General features: G+C 51.7%; 14 protein-coding genes. 5 read left to right on the top strand and 9 right to left on the bottom strand.

The genetic code is table 11. From position 1 onward, the window contains the following. Window positions 1-86 precede the first annotated feature (86 nt). The 7 genes from cpaB to PsAD5_RS05445 all read right to left on the bottom strand — a co-directional run bounded on the left by cpaB (window position 87) and on the right by PsAD5_RS05445 (window position 5,787). On the bottom strand, window positions 87-866 hold the full coding sequence (cpaB, locus tag PsAD5_RS05475) for a Flp pilus assembly protein CpaB (RefSeq protein WP_063291356.1): 780 nt from the start codon (window positions 864-866) through the stop codon (window positions 87-89). A 230-nt stretch (window positions 867-1,096) separates the two neighbouring features. Continuing rightward, entirely contained in the window at window positions 1,097-1,609 is a 513-nt protein-coding gene (locus PsAD5_RS05470; protein ID WP_057464161.1) for an A24 family peptidase, read from the bottom strand. 108 nt (window positions 1,610-1,717) lie between these two features. Next, a complete protein-coding gene (locus PsAD5_RS05465; protein ID WP_063291355.1) occupies window positions 1,718-1,933 on the bottom strand; it encodes a hypothetical protein in 216 nt (71 codons plus the stop codon). A gap of 132 nt (window positions 1,934-2,065) precedes the next feature. After that, the gene (locus tag PsAD5_RS05460) at window positions 2,066-3,010 is read right to left on the bottom strand and encodes a 2-hydroxyacid dehydrogenase (RefSeq protein WP_208988499.1); all 945 of its coding nucleotides are present in this window, start codon (window positions 3,008-3,010) and stop codon (window positions 2,066-2,068) included. 88 nt (window positions 3,011-3,098) lie between these two features. Continuing rightward, on the bottom strand, window positions 3,099-4,097 hold the full coding sequence (locus PsAD5_RS05455; RefSeq protein ID WP_063291353.1) for a carbon-nitrogen hydrolase family protein: 999 nt from the start codon (window positions 4,095-4,097) through the stop codon (window positions 3,099-3,101). A gap of 255 nt (window positions 4,098-4,352) precedes the next feature. Continuing rightward, window positions 4,353-5,351, bottom strand: a complete 999-nt coding sequence (locus tag PsAD5_RS05450; RefSeq protein WP_063291352.1) for a carbon-nitrogen hydrolase family protein — start codon at window positions 5,349-5,351, stop codon at window positions 4,353-4,355. Between the two features lie 10 nt (window positions 5,352-5,361). Next, window positions 5,362-5,787 (bottom strand): VOC family protein, encoded by a 426-nt coding sequence (locus PsAD5_RS05445; protein WP_063291351.1) that lies wholly within the window; start codon window positions 5,785-5,787, stop codon window positions 5,362-5,364. A gap of 172 nt (window positions 5,788-5,959) precedes the next feature. Here PsAD5_RS05445 and PsAD5_RS05440 point away from each other — a divergent pair, with 172 nt between their 5' ends. Then, entirely contained in the window at window positions 5,960-6,877 is a 918-nt protein-coding gene (locus PsAD5_RS05440) for a LysR substrate-binding domain-containing protein (RefSeq protein WP_057464167.1), read from the top strand. A gap of 4 nt (window positions 6,878-6,881) precedes the next feature. Here the strand turns inward: PsAD5_RS05440 and PsAD5_RS05435 are convergent, their stop codons facing one another. After that, window positions 6,882-8,105 (bottom strand): DNA recombination protein RmuC, encoded by a 1,224-nt coding sequence (locus PsAD5_RS05435; protein ID WP_208988498.1) that lies wholly within the window; start codon window positions 8,103-8,105, stop codon window positions 6,882-6,884. A gap of 232 nt (window positions 8,106-8,337) precedes the next feature. On the opposite strand from PsAD5_RS05435, the gene def reads away from it, so the two are divergent. The 4 genes from def (at window position 8,338) to truA (ending at window position 11,521) form a co-directional block, all read left to right on the top strand. Further along, the gene (gene def, locus PsAD5_RS05430) at window positions 8,338-8,865 is read left to right on the top strand and encodes a peptide deformylase (RefSeq protein ID WP_063291349.1); all 528 of its coding nucleotides are present in this window, start codon (window positions 8,338-8,340) and stop codon (window positions 8,863-8,865) included. Between the two features lie 139 nt (window positions 8,866-9,004). After that, window positions 9,005-9,943 carry a methionyl-tRNA formyltransferase gene (fmt, locus tag PsAD5_RS05425; RefSeq protein ID WP_063291428.1) on the top strand — a complete coding sequence of 313 codons (939 nt, stop codon included), beginning with the start codon at window positions 9,005-9,007 and terminating at the stop codon, window positions 9,941-9,943. A gap of 55 nt (window positions 9,944-9,998) precedes the next feature. After that, entirely contained in the window at window positions 9,999-10,538 is a 540-nt protein-coding gene (locus PsAD5_RS05420; RefSeq protein ID WP_057464171.1) for a GNAT family N-acetyltransferase, read from the top strand. A gap of 152 nt (window positions 10,539-10,690) precedes the next feature. After that, window positions 10,691-11,521, top strand: a complete 831-nt coding sequence (gene truA / locus PsAD5_RS05415; protein WP_063291348.1) for a tRNA pseudouridine(38-40) synthase TruA — start codon at window positions 10,691-10,693, stop codon at window positions 11,519-11,521. A gap of 65 nt (window positions 11,522-11,586) precedes the next feature. Here the strand turns inward: truA and PsAD5_RS05410 are convergent, their stop codons facing one another. Next, window positions 11,587-12,405, bottom strand: coding sequence for a DUF2189 domain-containing protein (locus PsAD5_RS05410; protein ID WP_063286765.1), 819 nt, complete (start codon window positions 12,403-12,405; stop codon window positions 11,587-11,589). Between the last annotated feature and the right edge of the window lie 30 nt (window positions 12,406-12,435).

The raw sequence follows: 12,435 nt of genomic DNA, 5'->3' as shown, positions 1-12,435 counted from the left end.
ACTGTATGAGAGCACCACTAAGGCTGCATTTTTGCGGTAAACTTCTCGCCAGACTAATTTGTCGATGAAAAACCATAGTTTACCTACTAATTTCCGTTAACAGACTGGGAGGCAATCCCATATTTTACGAACTTCACACCACCTTTGACGCGCGGCGGTTGCTTCAAACCGTCTCTGGAATCTGCAGCACTGCGCAATGAGAGCGAGAGAGTTCCCATCTGGGTTGCGCGAGCGATAGCCTCAGCTTCGTGGGGCAAGAGTTCCAGTGTAGCTGTCTGGTCTGGAGACATCGCCTTCTCACTGTTTTCAGAGGCCGTCGTGGTATCGATAGCGAGCACCTTGATATTCTCGAGGAGCGTTTCACTGATGAAGCCGTCTTCGCGTTTTTTGGCTTGCATGCTGATCAGTACGTCAACCTTGTCTCCTGGAAGGATGAAACCACCTGCGGTAGAGACTGCATCAACCGGAACAGCAACGGCGCGTTTTCCTTTTGGGAGGATCGCTGCCAGGAAGCCTTTGTCCGTATCAATGAGACGCTCTGCACGGATTGGTTCGCCGCTGAACATCGCTGCTTTGATAATCTGTCCCAGAAATTCTTCATCTGCATTTGGGCTTGAGCCGCGCAAGATTACGCCGTCAGATACAGATTCTTCTGGCCATTTGGCCCAAGCTAAATCGCCTTGGGTAAGAGATGTACCGACTTTGAGATCCTGCGCTGCAACAAGAATATCCAGTGATGGAATTTCTTGTACTGGAGCAACAATGGTTGGCGACTGCTCCCGGGAACCGGAAGACAGGTTCAGCCAGGCGGCCAACCCACCAGCGCTTAAAGCGATAATTAAAACTAGTAATCTGGAGGCCTTCATGTGGCACCCACCCTCTAAGAGATTTAGCTAAGCAGCATTCGTTAACCCTAATTTGAGCAAAAATTGTCAAGACATAGTTAATATTCCGTAACATCACTACATTTGTATTTTTTACTTATGTGCATAGAGTCAAATTAGGAATATGCATGAACAGCAATAGGTTAGCGCCAGTGAAAGCACACTAGTTCAAAACATTAATACTTTACTAAGATGATTTGCTCGCGAAATGCTTAGAAAGTTGGAATTTGAGCAAACCAGAAGGTCTTCGGGTACACCTGAATCCCCGCAATTGCGATTGCAATCCCGTATGGAACGCCTGCTTTTCTGTCATGCAATCTTAAGAGCCATTCCTGCCCCTGCATGAACTGCGGAAAGTACGGAACCCTACGCAAGGCCAGGATAACCAGTGTTAATGCTCCGCCATAAATGCTGGTCAGCAAAATAAAGTCCAGCATGTTCATCGAGAGACCGAGCCAAAGAGAGATTGCAGCGAGGAACTTCACATCACCGCCGCCCATAACACCGAGCGCGAACAGACCGAAGCCGACAACCATCACACCGAAGCCGAGTGCGAAGCTCATGCCAACCTGTTCTAGGGGCAATTGCAATAAGAAGGCCAGACTGACAAAGGCAACGACTATAATCAGGTTGAGCTTGTTCGGAATCGTCATTGTGAAGAGATCAAAGAATGCGGCGATTGCAAGCAGCAATGGAAAAATGATCAATAGTCCATTTGCAATCATGTCGTGATCTCCCCCACAAATACCATGTTATGGTTTTGCAAGGGTAATTCCAAAGAAGGCCTTAACACTTGGTAGTTTTGTCTCGCTAAAATTCATTTATTTACAAATTTAATTGTTTGGCTTCACCAGTTCCCACAATTGAAGATCACGCTCGGCTGCGTTTGGCTGCGCACTGGTATTCTTAGCAATAAAAGAGGTGCTGGTGAGCGTTGGTGCGGACACCATGGCAAGAATCGCCAGAGCGATGAGGCCAGAGATGAGGCTGAATTCAATAGTCGCGCTGCCCAGATCTCGCTGGAACAAACCTCGGATTATGGAGAGCATCAGGTCACAACTTAATTGTTATAGTTGTGTTTGATGCTACTCCTTGCAGCTAAACCTTAGATTGATCTCCGCACTCAACTTCTTCCGTTATTTGGCACTCTAAACTAAGGTTTCATCAAGAATCAGGTGAACTTAATACCCGACTTCCAGATCAACTAGGTTCTCGAGCACTTCACCTCGCTCAAATCCCTTGATTTGCTGGGCAACATATTCGGAGAGAGCTTGCGGGTCGCTCTCAGCTGCCACATGTGGTGTGATGATGCAGTTTTTCTGCTGCCAGAGAGGACTTGTGTCAGCCAGAGGCTCGATGACAAACACGTCTAGGCTGGCACCTTTGAGCTGGCCGGATGTCAAAGCTGTGTCGATCGCAGCTTCATCCTGTGTCGCACCACGTCCAGCGTTGATGTAGACAGGCCCTCCTAATGCGCCAGATTGAGACAACATGGCCAATCGCTCTGCATTGACCAGCTTGTGCGTGGCAGGTGTTGAGGGCAACAGATTGATCAGGATGTCAGTACGATTAAGGAACGTCTCAAGCTGGTCTTCACCGGCAAAGCTTTCAATGCCGTCTGCGTCTTTTGGCGAGCGAGACCACCCGGCAACGTTGAAGCCCAGCGCTTTGAGGGCCTTTGCTGAATCCAACCCCAGCTCGCCAAGACCCAGAATACCAACGCGTACGTCCTTTGCCGCCCACTGCCTGTGTCCATTCCAAACACCTGCTTCTTGCTGGGCGGCATAAGTTAAATGTTGGCGATGGTGGAGTAACGTTTGGAAGACCACCCACTCTGTCATGCGGCTGGTGAGGTCTGGGTCAACAATCCGGACCAACGGGAGCTTGGGGAGTTCCGGCAATGAGGTCAGATGATCGACACCTGCGCCCAATGAGAAGATCACCTTAAGATTTGGCAGGGCAGAAAAGACGGCAGGGTCTGGTTTCCAGGCAAGGAGATATTCTGCTTTTTCGGGCTCAGCGACGCCGCCGTTCCAGCCCTCAATCTTTCGATTGGGAAGAAATGCCTGCAAACGGTCGATCCACTCAGGTTCGTTGAAGCTTTTGAGAGATAAAACCAGGTTCATGAGGCACTCCATTGTTGAGCGTATTTTTGTTTGAGACCAGCAGGCTCATCTCACAAATACGCTGTAATATATCAATCTGCGGTTTGTTTTATTCAGAGTCGACGAATTCAGCAAGCTGTTGGCGCTTACGATCGACGACGAGACGTGTAACATCCGGTCGGCTGTAGTGGCCGGTCGGGTCAAAGAGTTGGCGGTCTGCCCGCACCAAGGCGTGATCCAGCTCTGCTGTGATCAGGAGTTCTTTACCAACCTGTGGTGCGACCACCCATGATCCATCAGGTGCAGCGATACAAGACCCGCCATCAGCGAGAAACTCACCACTGTTTTCGAGTATTTCTGCTAGTTCTGGCGTATCCGTTGGGAAATCTGCAGCACGCATCAGCCCTGAGACTGATAGTACGTAGCTTCTGCTTTCTTTGGCAACAAAGCGTGTTGGATCCTCTGTGTTCCGCAGGCCGCCCGGCCAGACGGCCACGTGCAGGTCTTCTCCTTGCGCATACAGGGCGACGCGTGACAAGGGCATCCAGTTTTCAGCGCAGTTCAGGCCACCAACCGTAAAGCGGCCCAGCGGATGGACACGCAAACCGTTGCCATCTCCCGGTGCCCAGGCAAGACGTTCTGCATAGCTTGGCTGCAGTTTACGGTGCGCAGAACCGATCTCACCGTTTTGATCAATGTAGACCAGTGTGCAGTACAGACTATGCCCGCTTCTGTTTGCTGCTCTCTCCATAACACCGAGATACACGGAAATGCTGTGTTTCTTTGCTGCTGCACAGACAGCATTCAGATGACCGTCCTCAATCACCACGGCTTGATCAAGGCATTTGGCGTACATGGCTTTTTGCTTTGGATCATTGAAGCGTGCACCGTCTGTGCGTTCAATCCAAAACGGATAGCCCGGCACCAGTGTCTCTCCAAATGCAACAAGCTGGCAGCCCTGCTTGCCAGCAAGCTCTACCGCATCAATCACTTTGTTCAAGGTCGCTTCACGCTTCAACCAGACTGGAGCGATCTGCGCGAGGGCGACTTTGATTTTGTCAGATTCGGACGGATCGTGGGATAAATGCGTTGCTTCTAAAATTTCCATGTTTCAATACTCAGCTTGCAGATGCGAAGATCACACTCGGGTTTGGCGGGGCTGCAAACAACAGAGTCTATCATTCAGGCAATGAAGCACGTCAGCACCACCTGCTTTGAGATTCTGTTATTTCAGATCTTTATCTTACTATGAGGCAGGGATGCCTGTAGCTGGTCGGATCATTCAACTTTACTGAATTTTTTGAGAGATAAAACCTAAGCTAATCAAAACCCTGCCCCAATAAATCTGCCTGAGTACTTAATTTTATTCAGCGTCGATGAAATCCGCGAGTTGCTGACGTTTCCGATCAACGACCAAGCGCGTCACATCTGGTCGGCTGTAATGACCCGTTGGATCAAAATTCTGGCGTTCACCACGTACCACGGCATGGTCCAATTCTGCTGTAATCAGAACTTCCCTACCGACTTGCGGCTCAACAACCCAAGACCCATCTGGCGCAGAGATGCACGAGCCGCCGTTTGCGAGAAAGTCATCGCTGTTCTCAAGGATCTTGGCAAGTTCCAGCGTGTCTTCCGGGAAATCTGTTGGGCGCATGAGGCCAGAGACTGAGATCACATAGCTTCTGCTTTCTTTGGCAACAAAGCGGGTTGTGTCTTCGGTGTTGTGTCGCCCACCCGGCCAAACGGCAACGTGAAGGTCTTCTCCTTGCGCATAAAGGGCAGCGCGAGACAGAGGCATCCAATTTTCGAAGCAATTGAGGCCACCCACGGTGAAGCGGCCCAGCGGATGAACACGCAAGCCGTTGCCATCCCCCGGCGCCCAGGCAAGGCGCTCCTCGAAGGTTGGTTGCAGTTTGCGGTGCGAGGAGCCGATCTCACCATTCTGGTTGATGTAGACCAGCGAACAATAGAGACTATGACCACTTCTGTTTGCAGCACGCTCCATGACACCGAGATACACAGCGATGTTGTATTTCTTCGCAATCGCACAGATGCCATCGAGATGACCGTCTTCAATCACTACGCCTTGCTCAAGGTATTCCGCGTAAATCGCTTTTTGCTTTGGATCGTTGAAACGTGCCCCGTCGGTGCGTTCAATCCAGAACGGGTAGCCCGGAACCAGTGCTTCGCCGAAAGTGACAAGCTGACAGCCCTGTTTGCCTGCGAGCTCTACTGCATCAGCCACTTTTTTCAGTGTTTCTTCTCGCTTCAACCAGACCGGAGCGATCTGTGCGAGCGCGACTTTGATCCGGTCAGATTCGGCAGGATTTTGTGTTGTATGTGTTGCTTCTAAAATTTCCATGGGGATCTACTCAGGTTGCGAAAATGTCAGAGTCACTGGCGAATGCCTTGAATTCGAGAGCATTGCCCGAGGGATCTTTGATGAAAAAAGTTCCCTGCTCTCCCGGTTGCCCTTCAAACCTGATTTTCGGTTCCAGCAACCATTCAATAGTTTCATGTGTTTTCAGTCGATCAGCAAGAACCTTCCATTCATCCATTGGCAAAACAACGCCAAAATGAGGAATGGGAACTGCATCTCCATCAACAACACCAGTGACTCCAAGGGGAAATTGTGATTTTTCACGAAGGTGGGCGGACATCTGGTGTCCAAACAGGTCAAAATCGACCCATTTGCCTTCAAGTTCACGGCCCTGTTTACATCCAAGCACGCTCATGTAGAACGCCTTCGTTTGTTCCAGATCATCAATCGGAAATGCCAGATGGAATGGACGCGCCATGTTCAGCCTCACCTTACTTTCAAACGAGAATCCGTATTCTGATAGGGGCACTGAGGGCCACTTACTTGGAATAGGCTCTATACCCAAAACTCATGCTGGAGTTGTTTTAAACTACGTAAAATCTCATAGATAGGCCAATGACAGTCACATAGACATGAGTTAAACTCATAGTATGAGCCGACATAGTCTTTCGATCACTTCGCAGATCCTTGCCGTTCTTCCTGTTTTTGATGCAGCAGCACGGCATGGGAGCTTTACCCGCGCTGCACGGGAGCTTGGCATCACGCAAGGGGCTGTGTCCCGCCGCATTCAGAATCTGGAAGAGCAGCTGGGGTTGGTGTTGTTTTCCCGTCAGGGAAAAACGCTGGCACTTACTCAAGATGGGTTGCTGCTGAGCCAGAAGGCCAAGAACGCGTTGAAGCTGGTGGAGGATCTTGAGCATGAGCTGAAGGGCTCAGTCTCTGGTCAGCTGCGTATCGGCACGCTGCCCTCACTCGCCAATCTTTGGTTTATGGAGCGGATCAAAGGCTTTAAGCGGGCCTATCCTGCTATCAGCGTTGATCTTGTTACCATTCCAGCCGACTTTTCAGCTGGTCATAAGGATCCAGTCAACTGGGATCCGTCCAGTGTGGATGTAGCGCTTACTGTTGGGCGTGGCAGTTGGCCTGCTCTGGAAAGTCACCGGATTTGTGATGAAGAGATGGTTTTGGTTTGTCATCTAAGCCTGTTGGGGGATACCCAGCCGGAGAGCATAAAAGACCTTCTGGGCCTGCCCCGCCTCATTCATTCCACGCGACTTGGCAGTTGGGAATACTGGGCGGAGGCACACAAGCTATCAAGCTACCTGCCTGGAGATACCTCCCTCTCCTTTGAGCACTTTTTCATGGTTCTGGAGGCAGCACGACAGGGGCTTGGCCTTGCCTTGCTTCCTTCATTGCTGATTGAGAAAGATCTGGCAGATGGAACGCTGATCGAGCCAGTCCCTGCACGGCATATGACGGGGAACACCTATTACATCGTTGGGAGTTCAGCTGCCTGGAGGCGTCCGGCCGTGGCCGCCTTGCGTGATCATCTACTACAGATCGAATAGGTGCTTATCGCCGATCAAACTGAAAGGGTGATGGCAACTCATCTTCTGCAAGGTGTGTTGTTTGTGGGGCTTGTGATGCGGATGATGAGACGTGGTCTGTTGCTTTGCCGCCCAATTGCATCTCATCAATCTTGCGAGCTCGGTTGCCGATTTTGTCGCCTGAGATCATGATCTGGTCCAGATCTTTGTTGGTCTGGGCAAAATGGGTTTGCAGTTTGGAGACACGCTCTGTCAGACGTCCAACATCCAGCAGGAGCTTACCAACTTCAGCCTGAATGAAGTGAGCCTGTTCACGCATGCGGGCATCGCGCAGCACAGACTGGATCACCTGCACAGCAAGGACAAGCAGAGACGGTGATACGATGACCACGCGCAGGCGGTGGGCTTTCTGCGTCAGGTCCGGGAAACCTTCGTGGATCTCCGCAAAAAGGCTTTCGGAGGGAACGAACATCAGCGCCGTATCCTGCGTCTCACCCGGAAGCAAATACTTGCCTGCGATGTCTTCCAAATGCTTGGAGATATCCTTTCGGAAGCGAGCAGCTGCTTCTTTCAGGTCTTGCTTGGTTTCGGCATCCTTGATTGCAGCAAAAGCTTCCAACGGGAATTTGGCATCCACCACCAGCGGTGGTGCACCCGTCGGCATATGGATCAGGCAATCAGGTCGGGAGCGGTTGGAGAGTGTGCTTTGAAACGAGAAGCTTGTTGGCGGCAATGCGTCATCAATGATTGCCTCCATACGCCCCTGGCCAAATGCGCCGCGGGTTTGTTTGTCGTTCAAAACCATCTGTAGGTCAGTCACCTGCCCTGCCAGCTCACCCATGGTTTTATTCGCTTTGTCGAGCAGTGCCATACGCTCTTGCAGGCCCGTGAGGCTGGCGTGGGTTTGGCGATGAGTTTCCAGAACAGACGCGCCCAGCGTTTTTCCAAGACCATCCAGACGATCATTCACCACACGCATGAGATCTGACTGACGGGAGCCAAACACTTCTGCCATGGTTTGCATGCGGCCTGTCATTTCACCCTGAGAGCGCACCAGGTTTGCCAAGGCAGCTTCGGTATCCTCTGCCCGCTTTTGCTCCAGCACTGATGTACCACGCACTCTGTTCAGTTTTGCGCGCAGGCTCATGATCCAGATGAGCAGCAAAAGGAAAAAAAGGCCTCCAGTAACTATGGTTGCCTGAATATATGAGAGGGTGAATGCACCGTATGTGAAGACTGTCTGTTCCATGAAACAAACATAGAACACTTTGCAAGACCGCGATACCTCTCAGCTTTCTTGGATGCACTGCAACCCACATCCTTCAATTGATGGGGAGTATCCATTAAATGCTGCTAGCCAAAAGCCTATAGTCAACGACTTGGCAAAGTTCTCATAAGAGGATATGAAGCCTAAACAACACTATCAGCTGGCCTCACGTTGAGCAGACAGCTTTGCAACGAGAACAACTTCAAAAGTAATTATGACGATTCGCGAGATAAAATTTGTCCCGGAAAACTGCCTTCGCGAGAAGTGCGCTCCGATTGAAGACATCAACGACGAAATCAGAAAACTTGCCGACGATATGCTGGCGACCATGTATGACGCGCCGGGCATTGGCCTTGCAGCGAGTCAGATTGGTGTTTTAAAGCGTATGTTCGTTCTTGATGTTGCAGAGCGCGAGAGCGAAGAAGACGATTCCGTTGAGAAAGAGCCAATGGTGTTCATCAACCCAGAGATCACATGGTCATCTGAGGAGAAGAGTACTTATCAGGAAGGTTGCCTGTCCATCCCTGGCGTTTATGAGGATGTTGAGCGCCCAAGCGAAGTGCGCGTTTCCTTCCTCAACATTGAAGGTGAGAAGCAGGAAATTGAAGCTGGCGGTTTGCTGGCAACCTGCATTCAGCATGAGCTGGACCATCTGAACGGTGTGCTGTTCATCGATTACCTGTCCCGACTGAAGCGTGACCGGATCGTGAAGAAGATGATCAAGCAGGCAAAACAAGCCTGATCAACTCAGTACTGCAAGCGGAATAAGCGGCCTTCTTTGGAGAGCCGCTTTTTTTGTTGTTTTTTCCTTGTCCTTCCCTACCAGCTGACGCATTAAGTCTGGAACACAAGAATTAAAGCCAGGCAGGTCAGCTATGTCATTGCGCGTCATCTTTATGGGTACTCCTGATTTCTCCGTTCCAACTCTCTTTGAGATCGTCGGGCAAGGTTGGGATGTGGTCGCTTGTTACTCGCAGCCCCCACGCAAGGCCGGACGCGGTATGGAGCTGAAGAAGACGCCGGTTCATGAAGCTGCTGAAAGCCTTGGCATTCCTGTCTTCACGCCAACCTCCCTGAAAAGCGAAGAGGAACAGGAACGGTTCCGCTCGTTTGAAGCTGATGTGGCTGTTGTTGTGGCCTATGGCCTGTTGCTGCCAAAAGCTATTTTAGAAGGAACTGAGCACGGCTGTCTGAACGGCCATGCCTCTTTGCTTCCACGCTGGCGCGGTGCTGCGCCGATTAACCGGGCGATCATGGCTGGCGACAAAGCCTCCGGTATTCAGGTGATGCAGATGGAAGAAGGGTTGGATACTGGCCCTGTATGCATGTCTGAGACCGTTGCGATTACCGAAGACATGACAGCAGGCGAGCTGCATGACCGTCTGTCTGCTTTGGGCGGCGATTTGATGATGCGTGCGCTGTCTGCTCTGTCTCGTGGCGGCCTTGGGTCTACACCTCAACCTGAAGAGGGCGTGACCTACGCCAAGAAGATCCAGAAGAGCGAGACGCGCATTGACTGGTCTTTGCCAGCTGAGCAGGTGCACAATCACATTCGCGGCCTTTCTCCATTCCCCGGCGCATGGTGTGAGATGGATTTGGGCGGCAAGAACTCTGAGCGCGTGAAAATCCTGCGCAGCAGTGTCGCTGAAGGTGCAGGCGCTGCTGGAGAGGTCCTGGTTGTTGATGAGACCACGCTGACGATTGCGTGCGGTTCTGGCGCTATCAAGCTGGTTCAGGTTCAACGGGCGGGCAAAAAGGCGATGTCTGCTGATGAATTTTTACGTGGCTCTAAGCTTAGTGCTGGAGACACGGTTTCCTAACCCTGTTTAATCAGATAGGCTTTTCTTAAGAAACATCAGGAAGCACGGAGGCATCATGGTTGAGTTCCACCAGATTGGAGAGGATCAAGTTGGTCTCCGTACGCCTGAAAAGAATGACGAGCCTGCGATTTTGTCTTTGCTCGTCAAAGCCTTTGGGCAGAGCAACGAAGGACGCCTGGTTGAGCGACTGCGTGCTTGTGGTGCGTTGGTTCTTGAACGGATTGCGACAGACGATGACGGCAAGCTGCTCGGCCACCTTGCATTTTCCCGTGTGACGGGAACGGGAGAAGGACACCGCCTGAAAATCAGCTGCCTTGCACCGGTTTGCGTTGATCCATCCTCTCAAAACAAAGGCGTTGGCACAAAGCTCATTCAGGAAGCATTGGATGACTTGCAGGGACTGGGGGAAGACCTGGTTCTGGTGTTAGGGGCTCCTGATTACTACTCCCGCTTTGGTTTTGACAGCGAACTGGCCAAGAAGGTGCAAGGACCCTATGCCGGGCCAATCTTCATGGCATTGCCTTTTACGCAGGCGGGACGAGAAGACCTGCCGGTTGAAGTTACCTATGCCACACCTTTCCGAGAGTTTGAGTAGGTTCCTTTACGCCTCGCTGTCGGGTCTGGCCTTGCCCATTCAAATCTGATAGTACAGCGCAAAATTTCAGAGATATCCTGCAGGCTCATGCCTGTCTCACGCCCTGCAAACTGGCTTACAGTCTGCTTGCCTAACCTTTGCAAAGAACAAGAATGCCGCGTTACAAAATTACCATTGATTATGACGGACGCCCTTTTGTTGGCTGGCAGCGTCAGGACAACGGGCCGACAGCCCAGGGTGTTATTGAGCGCGCAATCAAGTCCTTCACGGGTGAGACAGTGACCATTGGCGGTGCCGGACGCACGGACTCTGGTGTGCATGCGACCGGTCAGGTGGCGCATCTGGACCTTGCAAAGGATTGGCCTGCGGAAACCGTGAAGAATGCGCTGAACTTTCATGCGCAACCGGACCCTGTTGCCATTCTGGCTTGTGAGAAGGCAGGTCTGGGCTTTGATGCCCGGTTTTCAGCAATCCGCCGTCATTATCGCTTTAAGATCGCAAACCGTCTTGAGCCGCTGACACACGACCTTGGGCTGGCATGGCATGTGAAGCCAGAGCTGGATGCGGAGGCCATGAACGACGCTGCGCAAGTGCTGCTGGGTCATCATGATTTCACGACCTTCCGCCATACGCGTTGTCAGGCGAAGAGCCCGTGGAAGACGATGGAGCGCATCTGCGTTTATCGTCAAGGCTATCATGTCTTCCTTGAATGCAGCTCCCGCTCTTTCCTGCACAATCAGGTTCGTTCCATGGTGGGTAGCCTTCGTCTTGTGGGTGAAGGCCGCTGGACTAAGGACGATCTGAGAGCGGCACTGGAAGCCTGTGACAGACAAGCGTGCGGGCCTGTTGCTGTGCCTGAGGGGCTGTATCTTACGCAGGTCGATTATCGCACCCCGGAAGAGGATGAAGCGTCGTTCCTTGCCTATCAGGACAGCTTGAAAAACGTTGGTACTGATGAAGCCCCAGCGGATGAAGAAGACTAAGTCTCTCTTCCATCCGATAAATCGTTAGGAAACCGGAGACCGTCCACCTCCGGTTACACAAGGTCTTACTTTTCTTCGAATGACACGACCCGTTTGTAAAGATGCCATGTTGTGTGGCCGAGCACTGGCAATGTAACCAGCAAGCCAACAAACATAGGGATCATTGAAGCCATCAATATCGCTGTGATGAGCAATCCCCAGCCTACCATGATCACCGGGCTTCCCGTCACCACCTTGAAGCTTGTGATCATTGCAGTCACGAAATCCACTTCCGTGTCCAGCAGCATCGGGAATGACACCACACTGACTGCGAACAGCAGCATGGCGAAAAATGCTCCAACAAGGTGACCAGCCAACAGAAACAGGAGACCATCAGAGGTCTCAAAGATCGTCTGCGCAAACTGCAGAAATGTGCCGTAACCCTGCATTCCCAAAAAGAGGGCCAGCAGCAGGTGGACCTTAAACATCCATAGGAACTGGATGAAGATGACGACAAAGGCCATCCAGGCAATTTCGCCGCGGCGTTGCTCCCACATCAGCGTAAACAGGCCGCTCATGCGCGGTGTCTCGCCTGCCTGCAGTCGTCTGGAAACCTCATAGAGCCCCAAAGCAGCAAATGGTCCCAGAAGCAGGAAGCCACAGGCCAATGGGTAGCTGATGTAGCTCATGTCCACCCAGAACGAGAGCAGCGTGACCAGTACCCCTCCGACGACAAAGAAGGCGCCAAAGGTCAGGCCAATAACAGGCGTCTTCACAAAGTCCAGAATTCCAAGCTTCAGGGAGCTTGTTATATCCTCTAGGGTAACCTGACGCACGATCGGCTTCGCCAGTTTGTGCTGTGAGTTTTGCGCACCCGCAGGCACAGTCAGATGATTGTCTGACATTCCGTCCCTCCCAATTTTCCTCCACGTTAA

Origin of the sequence: Pseudovibrio sp. Ad5 (genome assembly GCF_001623095.1) — a bacterium.
GTDB lineage: Bacteria > Pseudomonadota > Alphaproteobacteria > Rhizobiales > Stappiaceae > Pseudovibrio.
Note: the sequence above shows the minus strand (reverse complement) of the source record. Positions and strands in the feature narration are given on the sequence as shown.